Genomic DNA, 21589 nt, shown 5'->3' with positions numbered 1-21589 from the left:
CCCTGGACGTGCGTCGTTCGGCTCTTCCCCCGTCACAGTTCCCCCCGTGGTCCGTGTACGTGTTCTCTGCATACCCCCCACGCGGCCTTCACAGTCACGACGCGTCGGCCGAACGCCCGCCGGAACCTCCCACTAGAGTCGCAAGGTGCCGTACGACCAGCGAAAGACCCGCGCCAGCGCCCGCGCCCTCACCGCCTGCGCGGCCCTCGCCGCGCTCGCGACCGGCTGCGGCGGCGGCTCGCCCTCCGCCGCCCCGAGGTCCACCGACGCCAAGGCGACCACGAGCGCCGACGCCCCCACGCCCGGGGCCGCCTCCCCCACGGCCCCCGGAGCGCGCCCCCTCGCCGGCCGGACGATCGTGATCGATCCGGGTCACAATCCCGGCAATTTCCGTCACACTCGGGAAATCAATCAAAAGGTCGATATCGGCACAGGTCGCAAGGAATGCGACACCACCGGCACCTCCACGAACACCGATTACACCGAAGCCGCATTCACCCTCGATGTTTCACACCGTCTGCGTGATCTCCTCACCGCCCAGGGCGCGAAGGTCCTGCTCACGCACGACGCCGACCGGCCCTTCGGCCCCTGCATCGACGAGCGGGCACGGACCGGCAACGCCGCCCGCGCCGACGCCGTCGTCTCCGTGCACGCCGACGGTTCGGGCACCGGAAACCGCGGTTTCCACGTGATCCTGCCCGCCCGGGTCAGCTCCGGCGCCGCCGACACCGCGAAGATCGTCGGCCCCTCCCGTAAGCTCGGCGAGGCCATCGCCGCCCACTTCGCGCGTGCGACCGGCACCGCGCCCGCCAACTACCTCGGTGGCGGAACGGGGTTGGACGTGCGCGACGATCTCGGCGGACTCAACCTCTCGACCGTGCCCAAAGTCTTCGTCGAATGCGGCAACATGCGCGACCCGAAGGACGCCGCACTCCTCACGAATGCGGCATGGCGCCAGAAAGCGGCCCAGGGAATGGCGGACGGCATCGGGACCTACCTCAAGGGGTAGTACCGACGGGCGATAGATTCCCTCCGTACGATTGGGGGCCGTGCGGCCCCACCCCCGTGCTTCGCACCACCCGACGAGACAGACCGACGAAGGACTCTTTACGTGAATATCCGCTCCCTCACCCGAGGCGATGGCGTTCTGATCGGTGCAGCGGTGGTGCTGTTCATCGCCTCATTCCTCAGCATCAACGGCTGTGACGCCTCTCCCGAGATCTGCGAGCAGGTCCCGAGCACGAACGCCTGGGAGGTCTCCCCGCTCGGCTGGGGCGCCATCATCCTCGGCATCGCGGGCGCCGCACTCGTCGTCCTGTCGCGCGGGCTCCCGCAGCTGCAGAACCGCAAGGTCGCGGGCCTGGAGCTCGGCCAGGTCGGCGTCGCGTTCACCGTGGCCTCGGCGTGGAACATGCTGATGTGGATGTTCGAATCGGTGAACGCCGGTGCCGGCCTCGTCCTCGGCCTCATCGGCTCCCTGATCCTGGCCGGTGCGGCCGTCGCCGGCCCGCTGGTCCCCGCCCTCAAGGCCCCGCTCGTGAGCGCCCCGGCGCCGCAGACCCAGCAGCCCTACGGCATGCAGCCGGGCCAGCCCGGCCAGCCGGGCGTCGGCGGTGGCTACGGCTACCCGGGCGCCCAGCAGCCCTACGGCGCCCAGCAGCAGCCGTACGGCGGCCAGCCGCAGCCCGACCCGCACGCCCAGCCCGCCGCCGCGCAGCCGGCCCCGCAGGCCGCGCAGGGCGGCCAGGGCCAGCCCGCCGGTGACTTCGCCCCGTTCTGGTTCGCGGTCCCCGTCGCCCGCCCGCTGTACGCGGAGGACGGCTCGCCGACCCCGATCGCCGAACTGGCCCCCGGTACCTGGTACCTGGCGGTCGAGCAGCGCGGCCCGGGCCTGATCGCCCAGACCCAGGACGGCCGCCGCGGCGTCCTCCAGGACACCACCGGCATCCAGCGCGGCTGAGCGACAGCGCCACGACCGCCTCGACGGCCCCTCGCCCGGAACCTCTTCCGGGCGGGGGGCCGTTGTCGTACAGTCCCCGAAACTGATCTGACGGATCGTCAGGAAGGTACGGGCCCATGCGTCTCGGACTCGCTCTCGGCTACTGGGGGCGCGGCCCCTCCCCCGCGCACCTCGAACTCGCCCGGGAGGCCGAGCGGCTCGGGTACGGGTCGGTGTGGACGGCCGAGGCGTGGGGGTCGGACGCGTTCACCGCCTTGACGTGGATCGCCGCCCACACCTCGCGCATCCGGCTCGGGACCGCCGTCGCGCAGATGGCCGCGCGCACGCCCACCGCGACCGCCATGCACGCGCTCACGCTCGACCACCTGTCCGGCGGGCGGATGATGCTCGGGCTCGGGCTCTCCGGGCCCCAGGTCGTCGAGGGGTGGTACGGCCGGCCGTTCCCGCGCAGTCCGCTGACCGCGACCCGCGAGTACGTGGACGTGATCCGGCAGGTCCTGCGCCGCGAGGGGCCCGTCGCGCTCGACGGGCGGTTCCACTCCCACCCGTACGCCGGCGCCGACGGCACCGGGCTCGGGAAGGCGCTCAAACCGATCACCCACCCCCTGCGGGCCGACCTGCCCGTGCTGCTGGGGGCCGAGGGACCGAAGAACATCGCGCAGACCCTGCGGATCGCCGACGGCTGGCTGCCGCTCTACTGGTCGCCCTCGCGGTACGCGGAGGTGTACGCGCTCCCGGACCGGCTGCCCGAGGGGTTCCTCGTCGCGCCGATGGTGCGGGCGCAGCTCTGCGACGATCCCGCCGACGGGCTGCTGCCCGTCAAGGCGATGCTCGGCTTCTACATCGGCGGCATGGGGCACGCCGCCCGGAACTTCCACGCCGATCTGATGGGCCGCATGGGGTACGAGGCGGAGGCGGCGCACATCCAGGAGCTGTTCGCGGCCGGGCGGCGCGAGGAGGCCGTGCTGGCCGTGCCGGACGCCTTCGCGGACGAGATCTCGCTCGTCGGTCCGAAGGAGCGGATCGCCGAAAGGCTCGCGGAGTGGCGGAAGGGCCCGGTGACGGACCTGCTGGTCACGGCGCCGGACCCGGCCACGCTGCGGCTGCTCGCCGAGCTGAATGCGTGAGGTCAGCCGCCCAGTTGGGACGTGCTGGGCACCTGGTCCGTCACCGTGGCGCCCGCGCTCGCGCCCGCGTCCTTGACGTTCTGGATGACGTCCTCGAACGAGCCGACGTCCGCCTCGCTCGCCTCGCCCTTGCGGAGCTTCGTGCCGAGGTCCTTGAGCTTCTCGATGCCCGCCGTGAGCGGGGCGACCGCCTTGGAGAGGGTCTCGTCGCCCTTGGCGTTGTTCACCGCCGCCTTGAGCCTGTTGTACGCGAACGCTCCGGCCAGGCCCGCCTTCACCAGGGCGAACTTCTGGCCGTCCGCGCCCTTCTTGAACTTCCCCGCGCGGTACGGCTTGACGATCCACTGATAGGTGGCGCCCGCCGCCAGGCCCGCGTTGGCGACGAACCGGGTCTTGGCGAGCCTCTGCTGCTCGGCCGTCGTGCTCGCGGTGGCGCTCGCGCTAGCGCTCTGGGCGTCGTCATCGCCGCAGGCGGCCGTCGTCAGGAGCAGGGCGCAGGACAGCAGAAGCGCCACGACTCCGCGGCGTATCGGACCGGACGGAACACCTGACGGAGTACCGGAACTGGGCACGGCTCGACCTCCCTGAGGGCTTTGGCCACAGCCTCGCCCCGTGCCCACCGCTGCGCCACCCGGGCGACTCCGAACGGGTTTCGGCCCCCCGGGAAGCGGCAAAACGACACCCATGACTGAACACAGAGGTACGACGCAGGCGGCCAAGGTCATCGCCCTCGCCGCCGACATCGCCGCCGGCCTGATAGGCCTGTGGATCCTCATGTACCTGCTGGAGGCCAACCGGGCCAACGCCCTGGTGAGTTTCGTCCAGGACGCGGCCCGCTGGCTGGCCGCGTGGTCCTACGACCTGTTCACGTTCGACGACGCCTGGGCGCGGGTCGTCGCGGGCTACGGCCTCGCCGCCGTCGTCTACCTCGCCATCGGCCACACGGTGGCCGGCAAGCTCCGCAGCCGCTGAGCCACGCCTCGACGAGCCCCCAGGGGTGTCTCGTCGAGACAGGCCCTAGCCCCCTAGCCCTCGCAGCACTCCGGTTCCAGGCCGCCCGGCAGCCGCTCGCCGCCGAAGACGGCCACCGTCGCCTCGTCCCCGCCGAGCGCCGCCACGGCGAGCAACAGGGAGCCGGCCGTCCAGGTGGTCAGCTCCTCGGGCCACACGGCCGCCTCGCCCTCGAAGACGTACCCCGTCCAGTACATGCCGCCCTCGGCGCGCAGGTGCTGGATGGACTGGAGGATCTCCAGGGCCCGGTCGGACTCGCCCATCGCCCACAGGGCGAGGGCGAGTTCGCAGCTCTCGCCGCCGGTCACCCACGGGTTGGGCAGCACGCAGCGCACGCCGAGGCCCGGGACGACGAAGGCGTCCCAGTGCGCGTCGATCCGGTTCTTGGCCGCCGCGCCCCGCACGGCGCCGCCGAGGACGGGGTAGTACCAGTCCATCGAGTAGCGGGACTTGTCGAGGAAGCGCTCGGGGTGGCTGCGGATCGCGTGGCCGAGCGCGCCCGTCGCCAGTTCCCAGTCGGGCTGGGGCTCCTCACGCGCCTCCGCGATGGCGAGCGCGCAGCGCAGCGCCTGGTGGATGGAGGAGCTGCCGGTGAGCAGCGCGTCCTCGACCGCCCGCCCGTCCGCCTCCCGCTTCCAGCCGATCTGCCCGCCGGGCCGCTGGAGGGCGAGGACGAACTCGACGGCCGCGTAGACGACCGGCCACATCCGGTCGAGGAAGGCGTCGTCGCCGGTGGCGAGGTAGTGGTGCCAGACGCCGACGGCGACGTACGCGACGAAGTTGGACTCGCGGCCGCGGTCGGTGACGTCGTCCGGGTCGCCGTCGTGGTAGGCGGCGTACCAGGAGCCGTCGGCGTTCTGGTGCCGGGCCAGCCACTCGTACGCCCGGGCCGCCGCCGTGTGCTCCCCGGCGGTGTCCAGGGCCATGGCGGCCTCGGTGTGGTCCCACGGGTCGAGGTGGTGGCCGCGGAACCACGGGATGGCGCCGTCCTCGCGCTGGACGGCGAGGATCCCGGCGACGGTCTCGGCGGCCTGTTCGGCGGTGAGGACCCCGGGGAGGAGCAGGTGCTCCGCGATCTGCTCGGGGCTCGTCACGCCTCGGCCTTCGGCAGGTGGGGCTTGGTCGCGTAGGCCACGAAGCTCTTGCCGACCACCGGGTTGAGCAGCTGCTCGGCGACCCGGGTCAGGGCGGGCTTCTTCATGATGTCCCAGACCAGGAGCTTGTGGTACGCCCGGACCGGCAGCGCCTTGTCGTTGTCGACGCCGAAGGCGCACTTCAGCCACCAGTACGGCGCGTGCAGCGCGTGGGCGTGGTGGGTGCCGTACGGCTTGAGGCCGGCCTGGCGCATCTTGGCGAGCAGCTCGTCCGCCTTGTAGATGCGGATGTGGCCGCCCTCGACCTCGTGGTACGCGTCGGAGAGCGCCCAGCAGATCTTCTCGGGGCCGTAGCGCGGGACGGTGACGGCGATCCGGCCGCCGGGCTTGAGCACGCGGACCATCTCCGCGAGGACGCCCTTGTCGTCGGGGATGTGCTCCATGACCTCGGAGATGATCACGACGTCGAAGGACTCGTCGGGGAAGGGGAGGTTGAGCGCGTCGCCCTCCATGGCGGTGGCGGTGGCGCCGGCCGGGGCCTCGCCGGCCTCCTTCATCGCCGCGAACCACTTGGCGACCTCGCGGATCTCCTCGCCGTTCTGGTCGAGGGCCACGACCTGGGCGCCGCGCCGGTAGCACTCGAAGGCGTGCCGGCCCGCACCGCAGCCCAGGTCGAGCACGCGGTCGCCGGGGGCGAGCGGGAAGCGGGTGAAGTCGACGGTCAGCACGAGGTCTGCCCTTCCGGAGGGGTGGTGGTGCGGGGGTGGGGGCGGTACGCGGCGGTGGCGGTGGCGGTGGGCACGGTCACCGGCGGGCTCCTTGGCGTACGGGACGCCCCTGGGCGGCGATCGCCTCCCGGTACAGCTCGGCCGTGCCCTGGGCGGCCTTGGCCCAGGTGAAGCGGTCGAGGACGCGGGCTCGTCCCGCCGCGCCGAGGCGCGCGCGGAGATCCGGGTCGCCGAGCAGCCGGCCGAGCGCGGCGGCGAGCGCGCCCGCGTCGCCGGGGCGCACGGCCAGGCAGGTCTCGCCGTCGGCCCCGGTGACCTCGGGGATCGCGCCGCCGGTGGTGGCGACGAGCGGGGTCCCGGTGGCCATGGCCTCGGCGGCCGGCAGCGAGAAACCCTCGTACAGGGACGGGACGCAGGAGACCTGGGCGGAGCGGACGAGGTCCACGAGCTCGCGGTCGGAGATCCCCTTGACGAACTCGACGGCGCCTTCGAGCCCGTACCGCTCGATGGCCTGGGCGACCGGCCCGTCCTCGGCGCGCTTGCCGACGACGACCAGGTGCGCGGCCGGGTTCTCGGTGCGGAGCTTGGCGAGGGCCTCGACGAGGTGGATCAGCCCCTTGAGCGGGACGTCGGCGCTGGAGGTGGTGACGATGCGGCCGGGGACCTCGGGGACGGACGGGTCGGGGGACCACAGGTCGGTGTCGGCGCCGATGTGGACGACCCGGAGGCGGTCCGGGCGGACGCCGAGGTGGGCGACGATCTCCTGCTCCGAGGAGCCGGAGACGGTGAGGACCGAGGGCAGGCGCCGGGCGACCCGCTTCTGCATCCGGGTGAAGCCGTACCAGCGGCGGACGGAGAGACGGCGCTTCCAATCGTCGCCCGCGGCGTCGAGGTCCAGCTGCCGGTCGACGGTGATCGGGTGGTGGATCGTGGTGACGAGCGGGGCGCCGAGCACCCGGGGGCCGCCGAGGAGTCCGTAGCCGAGCGTCTGGTTGTCGTGGACGACGTCGAAGTCGCCGCGGCGGGCGGCGAGCATGCGCCGGGCCCGCAGCGAGAAGGTGAGCGGCTCGGGGAAGCCGCCGGTCCACATGGTGGCGACCTCGAGGGCGTCGATCCAGTCGCGGTACTCGTCGCGCTTCGGCGTGCGGAACGGGTCCGGCGAGCGGTAGAGGTCGAGGCTGGCGATCTCGGTGAGCGGGACGCCCTCGTCGAGGGTGGGGTACGGCTGGGAGCCGATGACCTCGACGTGGTGGCCGAGGCGGGCGAGTTCGCGGGAGAGGTGCCGGACATACACGCCCTGACCACCGCAGAACGGATTGCCCTTGTACGTGAGGAGAGCGATCCGCAACGGATTGTCACCGTGCTCCGGGACGCCCTGTCGGGGGTTTGCCTCTATGGCCTCAGCGGTCACTCGCGGCCCCCTTCGAGCTTGCGTTTCGCGGGAGCGTAACCGCTCGCGCTAATCTAGAACAAGTTACAGACTTGATCGTTCTTGATCGTTCAAGGAGCACAGAATCTACCGGCAGGTAGCTGTGGAGCGAGAGCCGGATCAGGTGATTCGCGCCACGGCGGAAGCCCCGCCATACTCCGGCGGTACCGCCGTTGATCCGGCCGCCGCACCGCAGCTCGCCCACCGCACGGAACGGGACTTCATGACCGCGGAAGACAGACCCGCATCGCCGCCCCTGACGGAACGCCAGGAGGCACGCCGCCGTCGCATCCTGCACGCGAGCGCGCAGCTCGCCGGGCGGGGCGGATTCGACGCCGTTCAGATGCGGGAGGTGGCCGAGGCCGCCGGGGTGGCCCTGGGCACGCTGTACCGCTACTTCCCTTCCAAGATCCATCTGCTGGTCGCGACGATGCAGGACCAGCTGCAGCACATGCACACCACGCTGCGGAAGCGGCCGCCCGCGGGTGAGACCTCGGCCGAGCGGGTCGCGGAGACGCTGATGCGGGCGTTCCGGGCGCTCCAGCGCGAGCCGCAGCTCGCGGACGCGATGGTGCGGGCGCTGACGTTCGCGGACCGGAGCGTGAGCCCGGAGGTGGACACCGTCTCGCGGCTCACCACGGCGATCATCCTGGACTCGATGGGGCTCGAACACCCCACGCCGCAGCAGCTGTCGGCGGTCCGGGTGATCGAGCACACCTGGCACTCGGCGCTGATCACCTGGCTGTCGGGCCGGGCCTCGATCGCCCAGGTCAAGATCGACATCGAGACGGTCTGCCGGCTGATCGACCTGACGATGCCCGAGGGGGCGGCGACCACCGGTCCCGTGACCCCCTAGGGAGGCCACGGGACCGGGGAGCCGGCCGCCGGCGCGGGCGCGACGGCCGAAGCCGGCGCGGCCGCCTGAGTGGGCCGCTACTGCGTCTTGTTCTTCTCCAGGTCGGCCTTGAACAGCGCCTCGCACTTCGCGGAGTTGTCCGAGCCGATGAACATCACCATGGCGAGGCCGGCCGCGCCGTGGTTGCTGGCCTTGAGCGACCAGTTGCCCTTGTTCAGGGTCTGGACGGTGGAGCCGGCCTGCTCGACCTTCTGGCCCTGCGTCCAGCCGCCACCCGTCAGCGTCGCCACCGTGGCGTCGTACGACTTCTTCGGGTCCGCCGCCTTCTTCGCGTCGGGCGTCCACGACACCATGCACTCCTTGAGCGCGGCGGGGACCTCCTCGCCCGAGGCGTCCCGGACGAAGCCCGCCGTCGTGGCGGCGGCCTCGATCTCCTTCTCCACCGCGGCCGCGGTGGGGCTGTCGCCGCCGCCCGCCTCGGAACCGCCGGTCGTGGAGCCCGAGGAGGACGCGGACGAGCCGCCGTCCTTGTTCTTGCCCGAGCCACCCTCGCTGCCGCAACCCGCGACCAGCAACACCACACCGGCGGCCGCGGCCACCATCTTCGCCTTGCGCACAACTCTCCCAATCATGGGCGCACGCGGGCCTGTTGCCCCCGTCATCAGGGGAAGATTTTTGCACGTGGAAAGGGTGGATCAAGCCAATGTCGGCCCGGTCCGCTACGAGTCGGCGCTCATCATCAGCTTCCAGTCCGCTTCCGTGAACCCGTTCATGCAGGCGTCCTCCGAAGCCTGGAAGACCAGCATCTCCAGTGCTCCCGTGACGTGGCGGGCCTCCACCGACCAGCCCGACTTCTTGAGCACGGTGATGACGACGGCGCCCTCGTCCGGGAGCTTCTCCTCGTTCCGTTCCGTCGTCACCCGCCAGCCCCGCGCCACCAGTTCGGCGACGGTCGCGTCGAACTTCCGCCGTCTGTCGCCCGCTTCGGCCAACTCCCGGCCGTAGGCCCCCCAGCGGGCGGAGCAGGCCGCGGCCCGCGCCTTGAGCCGCTCCTTCTCCGTGGCCCCGGCCGGGGCGGGCGACGGCGAGCCCTCGGACCGCCCGGAGTCCGGGAGTCCGGCGGCGGAGGCAGCCGCGTCGAGGTCGGCCTGCGCCGCGACCCGGTCGAACTTCCCCCGCTCGCCCCGCGTCGCCTCCGCCGCCGGGGCGGCGGGCGAGGCCGCGGTGGCCGGGGCGCCGGGCGAGGCGGGGGCGGCCGGCGATCCGGTCCCCGTCCGCGCTTCGCACCCCGTCACCGACAACGAGACCACCAGCGTCACCGCCGCCGCACCGCAGACGGCCGCCGTCCGCCATGTCCTTCGCATGTACCCCACCCCTGTCGCAGAAGATCCGCAGGAGTGTCACACACGGCCCGGGCCGATGGCCCGTGGATATCACTCCTCAGGCGGGAAGACCGGTTCCCCGCCGTCGAGCAGGGTGATCAGGATGGCCTCGACCGGGCAGCCCTCGGCCGCCGCGAGCACGCGCTCGTTCGCGTCCGCCTCCGGCTCGCGCGGATGGGACTGGCGGGCCGTGTCGAGCCGGAAGCCGTCCGGGGCGTGGTTGACGCACATCCCGGAGCCGATGCACACGCTCCGGTCGACCTCCACGAGCCAGCGATCGCCCATCACGCACCACCCGGCCCCTCGTACCCGGCCGGCAGGTGGACCATCTTGTACTCCAGGTACTCGCCGAAGCCCTCGGGGCCGAACTCGCGCCCCAGGCCGGAGTTCTTGTAGCCGCCGAACGGGCCGAGCATGTCCAGGCTGAAGGTGTTGATGTTGAAGGTGCCCGTACGGACCTTCCGGGCGAAGTCGATGCCGTGCTCGACGTCCCCGGTCCAGACGCTGCCGCTGAGCCCGAACTCCGAGTCGTTGGCGATCGCGAGCGCCTCGCTCTCGTCCCCGTAGGGGAGCAGGCAGATGACGGGACCGAAGATCTCCTCGCGGGCGATGCGCATGGAGTTGTCGACGGCTCCGAAGAGGGTCGGCTCGACGTACCAGCCGCGGTCGAGGCCGGCGGGCCGGCCGCCGCCGCTGAGGACCTTGGCGCCCTCGTCCTGGCCGATCCTGATGTAGTCGAGGGAGCGCTGCCGCTGGCGCTGGGCGACGAGCGGGCCGACCTGGGTGGCCGGGTCGAGCGGATCGCCGACCACCAGGGCGCCCGCGGCGGCGGCGAAGGCCTCGGCGATCTCGTCGTAGCGGCTGCGCGGGGCGAGGATGCGGGTCTGGGCCACGCAGGCCTGGCCGTTGTTCATCCAGGCGGCCGGGACGATCCCGGCGACGGTGGCGGCGAGGTCCGCGTCCGGGAGGATGACGGCCGCGGACTTGCCGCCGAGTTCGAGGGTGACGCGGGTGAGGTTGCGGGAGGCGACCTCCATCACGCGCTTGCCCGCCGCGACCGAGCCGGTGAAGGAGACCTTGTCGACGCCCGGGTGGCCGACCAGGTACTCGCTGACCTCGCGGTCGGCGGGCAGGATCGACAGGACGCCCTCGGGGAGCCCTGCCTCGGTCGCGATCTCGGCGAGGATGTACGAGTCGAGAGGGGACTCGGGCGAGGGCTTGAGGACGACCGTGCAGCCCGCCAGCAGGGCGGGGCCGAGCTTGGCGGCGGCGGTGAACTGCGGGACGTTCCAGGGCACGACCGCCGCGACCACGCCGACGGGCTCGCGGCGCACCATGATCGGCCCGAGGACCCCGGCGCGCCTGCTCTCGTACGGGAACTCACGGGCGATGGTGATCGCGGCGTCCCAGACCATCATGGCGCCGAGGGCCTGGGCGAGGACGCTCCAGGAGTACGGGGAGCCGTTCTGGGAGCTGATCGACCGGGCGATCTCCTCATGGCGGACGGCGATGGCGTCCTTGATCCGCCCGACGATCTCGATGCGCTCCTCGAGCGTCATCCGCGGCCACGGCCCGCGGTCGAACGCCTCGCGGGCGACGGCGACGGCCCGGTCCACGTCGGCCCGGGAGGCGTGCGGCACGCGGCCGATGACCTCCTCGCTGTGCGGCGAGATCACCTCGATGACGTCCCCGCCGGCCGGCTCGGTCAACTCGCCGCCGATGTACAGCTTTCCGTGCTCCACAAGCTCGGTCATGACCGACTGCCTCCCGGAACCCGCGATGTTTCTGACTGTGTATCAGAACTGATACCAGTTCTAGTTATCGCGGGCAATGCCGAGGAGCCGGGCGGTCCCGGCGGTCCGGGCGGTCGTATGTCGCCGCCGCGCCCCGGCGGGCCGACAGGGGTACGTTGCGAGGCATGGAAGGCGAGCGGACACCGGACGGCCGTCGCGGAGCAGACGCACCCCGGGCCCCGGTCCTCGACGTCACCTCTTCGCGGCGCGCGGCCCCGGCACGGCAGGCCGCCACGGCACGGCAGGCCGCCCCGGCACGGCAGGCCGCCACGGCACGGCGGGCGGCCACGTCCCGGCAGGCCGCCCCGGAGGCGCCGCGGCACATCTGGTACGCGGCCTACGGCTCCAACATGAACCCGGACCGCCTGCGGTGCTACCTCGCCGGCGGCCGGCCGCCCGGCGCCGCGCGCTCGTCCCCCGGGTGCCGCGACGCGTCGCCCCCGCTGCGCTCGGTCGCCGTCCGCCTCCCCGGGCAGGTGTACTTCGCGACCGAGTCCCCGGTGTGGACGGGCGGCCGCGGTTTCTACGACCCGGACGCGGACGGCGCCGCCTGGGCCGTCGCGCATCTCCTCACCCGCGAGCAGTTCTCCGACATCGCCGCCCAGGAGATGTACCGGGAGCCGGGCGCCGACCTCGACCTCACCGGCGCTCTCGGCGGCGGGCGGGTCACCTCGGGGCCGGGGCACTACGAGACGGTCGTGTGCCCGGGGACCATCGGCGGCGTCCCCGTCCTCACGCTCACCGCTCCCTGGCGGATGGCGGAGGTCGCCCTCCGCGCGCCCTCCGCCGCCTATCTGCGGCACCTCGCGGGCGGCCTGCGCGCCTCGGGGGCGTGGAGCGCCGACGAGATCGCGGACCACCTCGCCGCCCTTCCCGGCGCGGCCGGGCACTGGACGCGCGCCGCCGTCGCCGCACTCGTCGAGTGAGGGACTTCTGACGCCTCGTCAGTTCGCGTTATGGTGGCCGGGTTCGAACGAGCGCCTTGCCGTCGCGGAGAGATGAGGGCCCATGAGCCAGGTGACCGAACACGGCGGAGGCGTCTGGTCGATCCGGGTCCCCATCCCGGACAACCCCCTCGGCCACACCCTCGTCCACGTCCTCGACACCGACCGGGGGCCCGTGCTGATCGACACCGGCTGGGACGATCCGGCGTCCTGGACCGAACTGACCGACGGACTCACCGCGTTGGGCACCTCCGTTCGCGACGTGCACGGGATCGTCATCACCCACCACCACCCCGACCACCACGGCCTGTCGGGGCAGGTCCGCGAGGCGTCCGGGGCGTGGATCGCGATGCACGCCGCCGACACCGCCGTCGTCCGCCGCACCCGTGAGTCCGAACCGGGCACGTGGCTCGACTATCTCGCCCGCAAACTGACCGCCGTCGGCGCGCCCGAGGAGCACACCGCGCCGCTCCTCGCCGCCCGCGCCTCCGGCCGCCGCGCGAGCACCCTGCCCGGGCTGCGCTCCGCCCTGCCCGACCGCGAGATCGTCCCCGGCGAACTCCTCGACCTCGCGGGCCGCCGCCTGCGCGCGATCTGGACCCCCGGCCACACCCCCGGTCACGTCTGCCTGCACCTGGAGGAGGAGCACCCCGCCAACCTCCCCGGGCACGGCCGGCTCTTCTCCGGCGACCACCTGCTGCCCGGGATCTCCCCGCACATCGGCCTCTACGAGGACCCGGACGAACATGGGGGTCCCCCCTGCTCGAACGAAGCTGAGAGCTTGGGGGAGGTGACCGATCCCCTCGGCGACTACCTCGACTCGCTGGAGCGGATCGGGCGGCTCGGGGTCGCCGAGGTGCTCCCCGCGCATCAGTACGCCTTCGCCGACGCGTCCGGCCGGGTCCGGGAGCTGCTCGACCACCACGAGGAACGGCTGACCGGACTCCTCGACCTCCTCGCGACCCCGCTCACCCCCTGGCAGCTCGCCGAGCGCATGGAGTGGAACCGCCCCTGGGACCAGATCCCGTACGGCTCCCGGCACATCGCGGTCAGCGAGGCCGAGGCGCATGTGCGCCGGCTCGTGAAGCTGGGCCGCGCGGAGGCCGTGGCGGGTACCGATCCGGTGACGTACGTGGCGGTGTGACCAGGGGGAGGCCCGTCAGGCCTTGGCGATCCTGATCACCGACGCCCCCAGGATCAGCGGAGCCGTACCCCCACCGAGGATCATCACCGGCAGGGCCACCCACAGCAGCCAGTGCTCGCCGCCGATGTCCGCGCCGTTCTCCACGAACATGACCCACAGGACGTGCAGGACGGTCATCGCGATCAGCGCGATCCAGAAGAGGCCGACTCCCGCCGTCCACAGCCGGACCCTGCCGGCCGGGACGGTCAGCAGGCGCCGCCGGTAGAGGTGGAGTCCCACCATCGCGGCGAACAGGGCCAGCGTGCCGGGCACGCGCCACCACGCGTCCGTCGCCCACTGGAAGGGGCCCTGCTGCTGGTCCGATACGGAGGGGTAGCGCATCGCGCGGTCCATGAGATCGACGCCGCCGACGAGGAAGACGACCATCGGGATCAGGAAGAACAGCGCGTACAGCGGTCTGCCGAGGCCGTACGACAGAGATTTCACCGCCCTCGCGCGGGCGGACGGGGCCCTGGACTCGGCCCGGGCGCGCGGCACGGCCGCCCTGGGTCCGGGTGCGGGCGCCGGCCGGGCCGGGTTCGGCTCCGGGAGGACCGCGGTGGACCGCGGGGCGTGCGCGGGCAGGGCGGTCGTGACGCGCTCCGACGCGGCCGTGGCGACGGGCGCCTCCGGCTCCCAGGAGTCCTCCTCCGCCTCCGCGTTGAGCAGCTCCTCCGCCTTCTGCGCGATCGCCGCGACGACCGGCGCCGGCAGCCAGGGGCCGTGGGGCGCCACGTGCTCGTCGGCGGCGGCGGCCAGTTCGGCGACCGTCGGGCGGTCCCCGGGCAGCTTGGCGAGGCAGGCCCGCGCCAGCTCGCCGAAGCGGCCGCCGACGCCGGCGAGGTCGGGCTCGTGGTGCACCAGCCGGTAGAGCAGTTCGGCCACCGAGCCGCCACCGAATGGCCCGCGCCCGGTGGCCGCGAAGGCCAGGACCGCGCCGAGCGAGAAGACGTCCGCGGCCGAGGTGATCTCCTTGCCCTCGGCCTGCTCGGGCGACATGTAGCCGGGCGAACCGACCACGAGACCGGTCCCGGTCAGCGCCGTCTCGTCGGCCGAGCGCGCGATGCCGAAGTCGATGAGCAGCGGCCCCGACTGCGCGAGCAGCACGTTGGACGGCTTGACGTCCCGGTGTACCAGGCCCGCCGTGTGCACCCCGTCGAGCGCGTGCGAGAGCCCGGAGAACAGCCGCCACAGAGCCTCCTGGGGCAGCGGCCCGTGGGCGATCACGGCCTCGGAGAGCGCGGGCCCGGGAACGTACGCGGTGGCCAGCCAGGGCACCGCCGCCTCGGGATCGGCGTCCAGTACGGGTACGGTCCCCGCGCCCCGTAAGGACTGGGCCGCCCTGACCTCGCGGGCGAACCGCCGCCGGAAGCCGGGGTCACCGGCCAGCGTGCCGTGCACCACCTTGAGCGCGACCGTCCGCCCACCCGGCGAGCGGCCGAGATAGACGCAGCCCATGCCGCCCTCCCCCAGGCGGTAGAGCAACCGGTACGCGCCCACCCGACGCGGATCGGTCTCGGTCAACGGCCGCATTCCGCACCCCCGTGAGACGCCGTCCTCGCGAACAGCGGCCAGCATGGCACAGCGGGCCCACCCCCCGGCGGGCGATGCGCGAAGCCCGCGGGAGCCCCTCGCACCCACCCGGACGGGTCGGCTACGGGCCGGTAGAGTGGGCGCGTCGTCCTCACACCCGTACGGGGGGAAGCCGGTGCGAATCCGGCGCTGACCCGCAACCGTGACCGTCCCCCGGGAGACCCCGGAAGGACGGGAGCCGGAATGCCCCGTCCGGGACGTGACCGCCGGCGCCGTCGAGGAATACGGAGCCGAGCCTGGTGCCTCACGCGTGCCGGTGCCCGGCCGCAGGAGAGGCCACCACACGCATGACCACCGTTCGCCGCGGCGCCGCCGCGTTCGCCGCCGCAGCAGTGCTCTGCACCGGCCTGGCCCCCGTCGCGACCGCCGCGCCCTCGCCGTCCGCGACCCCCGCGCCGCCCGCGGTGCCGGCCGGTCTCTACGGCACGAAGGACCCGACGTACGACGGGGTGTGGCGCCAGTCGCTCGCGTTCATCGCCCAGACGACCAACGGCGTCCAGCCCGCCGACGAGGCCGTGGCCTGGCTGACGAAGCAGCAGTGCGCCAGCGGCGCCTTCTCCTCCTTCCGCGCGGACCCGGCCAAGCCCTGTGACGCGACCACCATGCTGGACACCAACGCGACCGCCGTCGCCGTGCAGGCGTTCACCGGCCTCAAGGCGAAGAGCGCCGACCCGAAGCCGCTGGCCGCGACCGCGGAGGCCGGGGCGAGCTGGCTGAAGAGCGTGCAGAACAAGGACGGCGGCTGGGGCTACAACCCGGGCGGTCCGAGCGACGCCAACTCCACCTCGATCGTCGTCAGCGCGCTCACCGCGCTCGGGCAGAAGCCCGGCGAGGTGAAGTCCGCGGAGGGCAGGACCGCGTACGACGCCCTGCTCACGCTCTCCCTCCCCTGCTCCGCCAAGGACGGCGCGGGTGCCTTCGCGTACCAGCCCGACAAGGACGGCAAGCTGCTCGCGAACGCGGACGCGACCGCCGCCGCCACCCTCGCGGGGCTCGGCAAGGGCATCACGGCGCGGGGCGTGGAGCCGCAGCAGACGCCGGCCTGCACCGCCGAGACCAAGCCCACGATCGACCGGGCCGCGCTCAACGGCGCCTCCTACCTGGCCGCCGCGCTCGCGAAGACCGGGCACCTGAACACCCCGCCGATGCCCGGCGCGACGGACCCGACCGAGCAGCCCGACTTCGGCAACACCGCCGACGCCGTCGTCGCGCTCGCCGCCGCCGGTGCCACGAAGGAGGCCACCGGCGCTCTGACCTGGCTCCAGAAGAACTCCGCCGCCTGGGCGAAGGAGAACGGCCCGGCCGCGTACGCGCAGCTGACCCTGGCCGCGACGGCCATGCACGTCGACCCGACGGCGTTCGGCTCGACCGACCTTCTGAAGGAGCTGGCCGCCACCGGTCCGGCGCCGAAGGCCTCGCCGACCGCCACGGCCGAGGCGAGCGACGAGGACGGCTCCGGCTCCTCGAACCTGTGGTGGATCATCGGCATCGGCGCGGTCGTCGGCATCGGGATCGGCTTCCTGCTGAGCGGGCGCAAGAAGTGAGAACACGGCTGCCACGGCTGCCACGGCTGCTCGGAACGGCGGCCGGTGCCGGTGCCGGCGTCCTCCTGACGCTGGCCGCCGCCGCGCCCGCCGAGGCCGCCGGCTACCGCTACTGGTCGTACTGGGAGAGCGACGGCGGCACGACCTGGGCGTACGCGACGCAGGGCCCGGCGACCGCCCGGCCTTCCGACGGCGACGCGATCGGCTTCCGCTTCGCGGTCAGCGAGGACGCCGCCGACGCCGCCCGGCCCACGGCGGGCCCCGACTTCAGCGGGATCTGCGGCGGTACCGCCGAGAAGTCCGGCACGAAGCGGGTGGCCGTCGTGATCGACTTCGGCACCGCCGAGGACGCCCCGCAGGGCGAGACCCCGCCCGCGCCGCCGCTGAAGACCGGCTGCGCGCAGGTCCGTACCGACGCGACGAGCGCGGAGGCGCTGGCCGCGGTGGCGAAGCCGCTGCGCTACGACAGCGCGGCGCTGCTGTGCGGGATCGCCGGGTATCCGGCGAAGGGCTGCGGCGAGCAGGTGGCCGCGGAGAAGCCCGGCAGCGGGCCGTCGACGGCGGCGTCCGCATCCGCGCCCGCGTCGGCCTCGGCGTCGGCCTCGGCGCAGGGGGACGCGCAGAAGGCGAAGGAAGAGGACGGCGGGCCCTCCGTCGGGATCCTGGTGGGCGGGGCCGCCGTGGCCGTGCTCGGGGGCGCCGCGCTCTGGAAGGCGCGCCGCCGCGCATGATCCGCGCATGATCCGTGCCCCCGAGGCGAGCCGGTCCAACGCGCTGCACGCGGGCGCCTGGTGGATCTGGGCGCTCGGTCTGGCCGTCGCCGCCTCCCGGACCACCAACCCGCTGCTCCTCGGTCTGATCGTCGCCGTCGCGGGCTATGTCGTGGCGGCCCGGCGTACGGACGCCCCCTGGGCGCGTTCGTACGGGGCGTTCGTGAAGCTGGGCCTGTTCGTGGTGGCCCTGCGGGTGGTGTTCTCGGTGCTGCTCGGCTCGGCGATCCCGGGGACCGTGGAGCTGTTCACGCTGCCCGAGGTGCCGATGCCGGAGTGGGCACAGGGCGTGCGGATCGGCGGTCGGGTGACGGCGGAGCAGGTGGTCTTCGCCCTCTACGACGGTGCCAAGCTGGCGACCCTGTTGATCTGCGTGGGCGCGGCGAACGCGCTCGCCAACCCGGCGCGGCTGCTCAAGTCGCTGCCGGGCGCGCTGTACGAGGTGGGCGTCGCCGTGGTCGTGGCGATGACCTTCGCGCCGAACATGGTGGCCGACGTCGTCCGGCTGCGGACCGCCCGGCGGCTGCGCGGGCGGCCGACGGGCGGGGTGCGGGCGGTGCTCCAGATCGGGCTGCCGGTCCTGGAGGGCGCGCTGGAGCGCTCGATCGCGGTGGCAGCGTCGATGGACGCGCGGGGGTACGGGCGTACGGCGCAGGTGCCGGCGTCCGTGCGGCGGACGACGAACCTGCTGACGCTCGGCGGGCTGCTCGGCGTGTGCGCGGGCTCGTACGGGCTGCTGGCGGCGGAGGGCGCGGGCTACGGGCTGCCACTGGTCGTCGCGGGCCTTGTCGCGGCCATGGCGGGGCTCCGGCTCGGCGGCCTGCGGGCGGCACGGACCCGGTACCGGCCGGACCGGTGGGGCGTGCGCGCCTGGCTGGTGGCCGGTTCGGGCGTGGCGGTGGCGGCGCTGATGATCTGGGCGAACGTGTACGCGTACGACGCGCTGCACCCGGGCGTCGTACCACTGGAGGCGCCGGAGCTGCCGGTCTGGCCGGCGGTCTCGCTCCTTGTGGGCCTGGTGCCGGCGTGGGTGGCCCCGGTACCGGCGTCCGCGTCCAGGTCGGGGTCCGTATCCGAGTCCGGATCCGTAGCCGAGTCCGTATCCGCGTCCGCGTCCGCATCCCTGTCTGTGTCCGTGTCGAAGGAGTCGTCGTGATCCGGTTCGAGAACGTCTCGGTGCGGTACGGGGACGGGGCCGCGCCCACGCTCCAGGGCATCGACCTGACGATCCCGGAGGGCGAACTGGTCCTGCTCGTCGGCCCTTCGGGGGTCGGCAAGTCGACGCTGCTCGGCGCGGTGTCGGGTCTGGTCCCGCACTTCACGGGCGGCACGCTGACCGGCCGGGTCACGGTCGCCGGGCGGGACACCCGCACGCACAAGCCGCGCGAGCTCGCGGACGTGGTCGGCACGGTCGGCCAGGACCCGCTCGCGCACTTCGTGACGGACACCGTCGAGGACGAGCTGGCGTACGGGATGGAGTCCCTGGGCCTCGCGCCCGCCGTGATGCGGCGGCGGGTCGAGGAGACCCTGGACCTCCTCGGCCTCGCGGAGCTGCGCGACCGGCCGATCGCCACGCTCTCCGGCGGGCAGCAGCAGCGGGTGGCGATCGGCTCGGTGCTGACCCCGCATCCCCGGGTCCTCGTCCTGGACGAGCCGACGTCGGCGCTCGACCCGGCGGCGGCGGAGGACGTCCTCGCGGTGCTGCAGCGTCTGGTCCACGACCTCGGCACGACGGTCCTGATGGCGGAGCACCGCCTGGAGCGCGTGGTCCAGTACGCCGACCAGGTCCTGCTGCTGCCGGACGGGGTCATGGGGCCGCCCGCCGAGATCATGGCGATCTCGCCGATCCACCCGCCGGTGGTGTCGCTCGGCCGCCTCGCGGGCTGGAGCCCGCTCCCCCTGACGGTCCGCGACGCCCGCCGAATGGCCTCCGGCCTACGGTCCCGGCTGGAAGGGCGGGTGCCGGAGGCGGGCGCTGCGGGGACGGCCCCTGCGGGGCTGCTCCCCCACCCCGCCCCTTCCCGTAACCGGGGGCTCCGCCCCCGGACCCCCGGTCCTCAAACGCCGGACGGGCTGAACACACCGGCCGAACCGACCGAGACGGCAACCCCCGCCCAGCGGGTCGAAGCCGCTGTCCAGCATGGCCCGGACACCTCCAGCCGGCAGCGCGATCAGGGCGCACAGCAGGGCCCGGAGACAGACACCCCCACCGCCCGGCGCGAAGCTGCCGCGCAGCAGGCCCCGGGGGCGGCAGCCCCCGGTGATCAGCCCCCCACCAGCCCCCGGCGGGGTTTCGGGAAGGGGCGGGGTGGGGGAATCTCCCTGTTCCGGCGCCGCACCCGGGCCGCCACCGACACCACCCCACCCCCCAACGCCCTCCTCGTGGACGTCCGCGCCCTCGGCGTGCGGCGCGGGCGCGTCGAGGCGCTGCGGCGGGTGGAGCTCCAGGTGGACGCGGGCGAGACCGTCGCGCTCATGGGGCGCAACGGCGCCGGCAAGTCCACCCTGCTCAGCGCGCTGGTCGGCATCGTCGAGCCCACCTCCGGCACCGCCCTCGTCGCCGGTCGCGTCCCGCACCGCGCCGACCCCCGCGAGCTGATCCGCCACGTCGGTCTCGTCCCGCAGGAGCCGCGTGACCTGCTGTACGCGGACACGGTCGGCGCCGAGTGCTCCGCGGCCGACACGGACGCGGGCACCGCCCCCGGGACCTGCCGGGCCCTGGTGTCGGAGCTGCTGCCGGGCGTCGCGGACGACACCCACCCCCGGGACCTCTCCGAGGGCCAGCGGCTCGCCCTCGCGCTCGCCGTCGTGCTGACCGGCCGCCCCCCGCTCCTGCTCCTCGACGAGCCGACCCGCGGTCTCGACTACGCCGCCAAGGCCCGCCTCGTCGCCCATCTCCGCGCGCTCGCCGCCGCCGGTCACGCGATCGTGCTGGCCACGCACGACGTGGAGCTGGCCGCCGAGCTGGCGCACCGGGTGGTCATCCTGGCGGGCGGCGAGGTCGTCGCGGACGGCCCGACGGCCGAGGTCGTCGTCTCCTCCCCCGCCTTCTCCCCGCAGGTCGCCAAGATCCTCGCCCCGCAGCCCTGGCTCACGGTCGAGCAGGTCAGGGAGGCCCTGTGAACGCCGGGCTCCCCGACCGCCGACCGAGCCGCCCGCGCCCCATCCGGCTCGGGGCGCGGTCCGTCGCCGCGCTCGTCCTCGTCTCCGTCGTCGGGCTGATCGCCGTCGGCTGGCCCCTCTTCGCCGACAGTGACTCCGCGGTCACCACGCACGCCGCCGACGCGCCCTGGTTCTTCGCCGCCCTCCTGCCCCTCCTCATCGCGGTCGTGGTCGCGACGATCGCCGACGCGGGCATGGACGCGAAGGCCGTCGCGATGCTGGGCGTGCTCGCGGCCGTGGGCGCGGCGCTGCGGCCGCTGGGGGCGGGGACGGCCGGCCTGGAGCCGATGTTCTTCCTGATGGTGCTGAGCGGCCGGGTCCTCGGGCCGGGCTTCGGCTTCGTGCTCGGGGCCGTCACGATGTTCGCGTCCGCCCTGCTCACGGGTGGGGTGGGGCCGTGGATGCCGGTCCAGATGCTGGCCATGGGCTGGTTCACCATGGGCGCGGGTCTGCTGCCGGGCGCGGCCGAGCGCGGGATCAGGGGCCGGGGCGAGCTGCTGATGCTGTCGGCGTACGGCTTCGTGGCGGCGTTCGCGTACGGCACCGTCACCAATCTGTACGGCTGGGTCACGGTCGGCGGTCTCGGCACCGGGATCTCCTTCCAGCCGGGGGACCCGGTGAGCGAGAATCTGGTGCGTTTCCTCGCGTACGTCCTCGCCACCTCCCTCGGCTGGGACCTCGGCCGGGCGGCGCTCACCGTGGTCCTCACCCTGACCGTCGGCGGCACGCTCCTGAAGGCGCTGCGGCGTGCCACGCGGCGTGCCGACTTCGAGGCCCAGGTCACATTCGAGGGGCCGGAAGGGGTCCTGCGGGGTGAGGCGCCTCATAGGACCTAGGTCACCTACGAGGCACCCTAGGAGACCGGTCAGACCCCCCTAAATCCCCCCATAGGCCTCATCGACCTGCAAAAACACCCATACCCCCGCCCCCGGGCCCTTCGCCGGGGGTCCGACTCCGCTTCGTACCGGGGGTCGTTGCGTCGCCCGTTCAGCCCTGCTTGTCTGGTGGACGTC

Annotated in this window: 21 protein-coding genes and 1 riboswitch; of the genes, 12 read left to right on the top strand and 9 right to left on the bottom strand. The window is 73.5% G+C overall.

The genetic code is table 11. The features are described from left to right. Positions 1-145 precede the first annotated feature (145 nt). The 3 genes from AB0E14_RS22720 (at position 146) to AB0E14_RS22710 (ending at position 3087) form a co-directional block, all read left to right on the top strand. Entirely contained in the window at positions 146-1009 is an 864-nt protein-coding gene (locus AB0E14_RS22720) for an N-acetylmuramoyl-L-alanine amidase (protein ID WP_362420946.1), read from the top strand. Between the two features lie 102 nt (positions 1010-1111). Beyond that, entirely contained in the window at positions 1112-1960 is an 849-nt protein-coding gene (locus AB0E14_RS22715; protein WP_362420943.1) for a hypothetical protein, read from the top strand. Positions 1961-2076: 116 nt separating this feature from the next. Next, positions 2077-3087, top strand: a complete 1011-nt coding sequence (locus tag AB0E14_RS22710; RefSeq protein ID WP_362420940.1) for an LLM class F420-dependent oxidoreductase — start codon at positions 2077-2079, stop codon at positions 3085-3087. Positions 3088-3089: 2 nt separating this feature from the next. On the opposite strand, the gene AB0E14_RS22705 is transcribed toward AB0E14_RS22710, so the two are convergent. Then, the gene (locus AB0E14_RS22705) at positions 3090-3602 is read right to left on the bottom strand and encodes a hypothetical protein (RefSeq protein WP_362420937.1); all 513 of its coding nucleotides are present in this window, start codon (positions 3600-3602) and stop codon (positions 3090-3092) included. Positions 3603-3771: 169 nt separating this feature from the next. Between AB0E14_RS22705 and AB0E14_RS22700 the strand changes: the two genes are divergently transcribed. Next, complete coding sequence (locus AB0E14_RS22700) at positions 3772-4059, top strand: hypothetical protein (protein WP_362420934.1); 288 nt, start codon at positions 3772-3774, stop codon at positions 4057-4059. Positions 4060-4112: 53 nt separating this feature from the next. Here AB0E14_RS22700 and AB0E14_RS22695 read toward each other — a convergent pair whose 3' ends face one another. From AB0E14_RS22695 to AB0E14_RS22685, 3 genes are all read right to left on the bottom strand, one after another. Next, positions 4113-5192: a prenyltransferase gene (locus tag AB0E14_RS22695; protein WP_362420931.1), complete on the bottom strand. Its 1080-nt coding sequence runs from the start codon at positions 5190-5192 to the stop codon at positions 4113-4115. After that, a complete protein-coding gene (locus AB0E14_RS22690; RefSeq protein ID WP_362420928.1) occupies positions 5189-5920 on the bottom strand; it encodes a class I SAM-dependent methyltransferase in 732 nt (243 codons plus the stop codon). The genes AB0E14_RS22695 and AB0E14_RS22690 overlap by 4 nt, the downstream gene beginning before the upstream one ends. A gap of 76 nt (positions 5921-5996) precedes the next feature. Beyond that, a complete protein-coding gene (locus AB0E14_RS22685; RefSeq protein WP_362420925.1) occupies positions 5997-7331 on the bottom strand; it encodes a glycosyltransferase family 4 protein in 1335 nt (444 codons plus the stop codon). Between the two features lie 241 nt (positions 7332-7572). On the opposite strand from AB0E14_RS22685, the gene AB0E14_RS22680 reads away from it, so the two are divergent. After that, complete coding sequence (locus tag AB0E14_RS22680) at positions 7573-8205, top strand: TetR family transcriptional regulator (protein ID WP_362420922.1); 633 nt, start codon at positions 7573-7575, stop codon at positions 8203-8205. A 77-nt stretch (positions 8206-8282) separates the two neighbouring features. On the opposite strand, the gene AB0E14_RS22675 is transcribed toward AB0E14_RS22680, so the two are convergent. The 4 genes from AB0E14_RS22675 to AB0E14_RS22660 all read right to left on the bottom strand — a co-directional run bounded on the left by AB0E14_RS22675 (position 8283) and on the right by AB0E14_RS22660 (position 11341). After that, positions 8283-8822 (bottom strand): hypothetical protein, encoded by a 540-nt coding sequence (locus tag AB0E14_RS22675; protein ID WP_362420919.1) that lies wholly within the window; start codon positions 8820-8822, stop codon positions 8283-8285. A 102-nt stretch (positions 8823-8924) separates the two neighbouring features. Further along, on the bottom strand, positions 8925-9569 hold the full coding sequence (locus AB0E14_RS22670; RefSeq protein ID WP_362420916.1) for a hypothetical protein: 645 nt from the start codon (positions 9567-9569) through the stop codon (positions 8925-8927). Positions 9570-9638: 69 nt separating this feature from the next. Further along, positions 9639-9872, bottom strand: coding sequence for a ferredoxin (locus AB0E14_RS22665; protein WP_362420913.1), 234 nt, complete (start codon positions 9870-9872; stop codon positions 9639-9641). Then, a complete protein-coding gene (locus AB0E14_RS22660; RefSeq protein ID WP_362420910.1) occupies positions 9872-11341 on the bottom strand; it encodes an aldehyde dehydrogenase in 1470 nt (489 codons plus the stop codon). Before AB0E14_RS22660 ends, AB0E14_RS22665 begins: the two co-directional genes overlap by 1 nt. A gap of 164 nt (positions 11342-11505) precedes the next feature. On the opposite strand from AB0E14_RS22660, the gene AB0E14_RS22655 reads away from it, so the two are divergent. Then, complete coding sequence (locus tag AB0E14_RS22655) at positions 11506-12306, top strand: histone deacetylase (protein ID WP_362420907.1); 801 nt, start codon at positions 11506-11508, stop codon at positions 12304-12306. 82 nt (positions 12307-12388) lie between these two features. Continuing rightward, positions 12389-13468: an MBL fold metallo-hydrolase gene (locus tag AB0E14_RS22650; protein ID WP_362420904.1), complete on the top strand. Its 1080-nt coding sequence runs from the start codon at positions 12389-12391 to the stop codon at positions 13466-13468. A gap of 15 nt (positions 13469-13483) precedes the next feature. Here AB0E14_RS22650 and AB0E14_RS22645 read toward each other — a convergent pair whose 3' ends face one another. Further along, the gene (locus tag AB0E14_RS22645) at positions 13484-15040 is read right to left on the bottom strand and encodes a serine/threonine-protein kinase (RefSeq protein ID WP_362420901.1); all 1557 of its coding nucleotides are present in this window, start codon (positions 15038-15040) and stop codon (positions 13484-13486) included. A gap of 165 nt (positions 15041-15205) precedes the next feature. Beyond that, a riboswitch (cobalamin riboswitch) is annotated at positions 15206-15289 on the top strand. Between the two features lie 98 nt (positions 15290-15387). Here AB0E14_RS22645 and AB0E14_RS22640 point away from each other — a divergent pair. From AB0E14_RS22640 to AB0E14_RS22620, 5 genes are read left to right on the top strand one after another with little or no spacing between them, the layout of a single operon-like run. Beyond that, positions 15388-16644 (top strand): prenyltransferase/squalene oxidase repeat-containing protein, encoded by a 1257-nt coding sequence (locus AB0E14_RS22640; protein WP_362420898.1) that lies wholly within the window; start codon positions 15388-15390, stop codon positions 16642-16644. Beyond that, positions 16641-17375, top strand: a complete 735-nt coding sequence (locus tag AB0E14_RS22635; RefSeq protein WP_362420895.1) for an SCO2322 family protein — start codon at positions 16641-16643, stop codon at positions 17373-17375. Before AB0E14_RS22640 ends, AB0E14_RS22635 begins: the two co-directional genes overlap by 4 nt. Before the next feature lie 7 nt (positions 17376-17382). Then, a complete protein-coding gene (locus AB0E14_RS22630) occupies positions 17383-18570 on the top strand; it encodes an energy-coupling factor transporter transmembrane protein EcfT (RefSeq protein ID WP_362420892.1) in 1188 nt (395 codons plus the stop codon). Further along, positions 18567-20537, top strand: coding sequence for an ATP-binding cassette domain-containing protein (locus AB0E14_RS22625; RefSeq protein WP_362420889.1), 1971 nt, complete (start codon positions 18567-18569; stop codon positions 20535-20537). The genes AB0E14_RS22630 and AB0E14_RS22625 overlap by 4 nt, the downstream gene beginning before the upstream one ends. After that, on the top strand, positions 20534-21412 hold the full coding sequence (locus AB0E14_RS22620) for an ECF transporter S component (RefSeq protein WP_362420886.1): 879 nt from the start codon (positions 20534-20536) through the stop codon (positions 21410-21412). Before AB0E14_RS22625 ends, AB0E14_RS22620 begins: the two co-directional genes overlap by 4 nt. Positions 21413-21589: the final 177 nt, after the last annotated feature.

Origin of the sequence: Streptomyces sp. NPDC047981, from assembly GCF_040653315.1 — a bacterium.
GTDB lineage: Bacteria > Actinomycetota > Actinomycetes > Streptomycetales > Streptomycetaceae > Streptomyces.
Note: the sequence above shows the minus strand (reverse complement) of the source record. Positions and strands in the feature narration are given on the sequence as shown.

Excerpts from the sequence above, each read along its gene's own strand:
- AB0E14_RS22710 (WP_362420940.1), top strand. The coding sequence starts at position 2,077 with ATGCGTCTCGGACTCGCTCTCGGCTACTGGGGGCGCGGCCCCTCCCCC.
- AB0E14_RS22700 (WP_362420934.1), top strand. The coding sequence starts at position 3,772 with ATGACTGAACACAGAGGTACGACGCAGGCGGCCAAGGTCATCGCCCTC.
- AB0E14_RS22680 (WP_362420922.1), top strand. The coding sequence starts at position 7,573 with ATGACCGCGGAAGACAGACCCGCATCGCCGCCCCTGACGGAACGCCAG.
- AB0E14_RS22670 (WP_362420916.1), bottom strand. The coding sequence starts at position 9,569 with ATGCGAAGGACATGGCGGACGGCGGCCGTCTGCGGTGCGGCGGCGGTG.
- AB0E14_RS22665 (WP_362420913.1), bottom strand. The coding sequence starts at position 9,872 with ATGGGCGATCGCTGGCTCGTGGAGGTCGACCGGAGCGTGTGCATCGGC.
- AB0E14_RS22660 (WP_362420910.1), bottom strand. The coding sequence starts at position 11,341 with ATGACCGAGCTTGTGGAGCACGGAAAGCTGTACATCGGCGGCGAGTTG.
- AB0E14_RS22655 (WP_362420907.1), top strand. The coding sequence starts at position 11,506 with ATGGAAGGCGAGCGGACACCGGACGGCCGTCGCGGAGCAGACGCACCC.
- AB0E14_RS22650 (WP_362420904.1), top strand. The coding sequence starts at position 12,389 with ATGAGCCAGGTGACCGAACACGGCGGAGGCGTCTGGTCGATCCGGGTC.
- AB0E14_RS22645 (WP_362420901.1), bottom strand. The coding sequence starts at position 15,040 with ATGCGGCCGTTGACCGAGACCGATCCGCGTCGGGTGGGCGCGTACCGG.
- AB0E14_RS22640 (WP_362420898.1), top strand. The coding sequence starts at position 15,388 with ATGACCACCGTTCGCCGCGGCGCCGCCGCGTTCGCCGCCGCAGCAGTG.
- AB0E14_RS22630 (WP_362420892.1), top strand. The coding sequence starts at position 17,383 with ATGATCCGTGCCCCCGAGGCGAGCCGGTCCAACGCGCTGCACGCGGGC.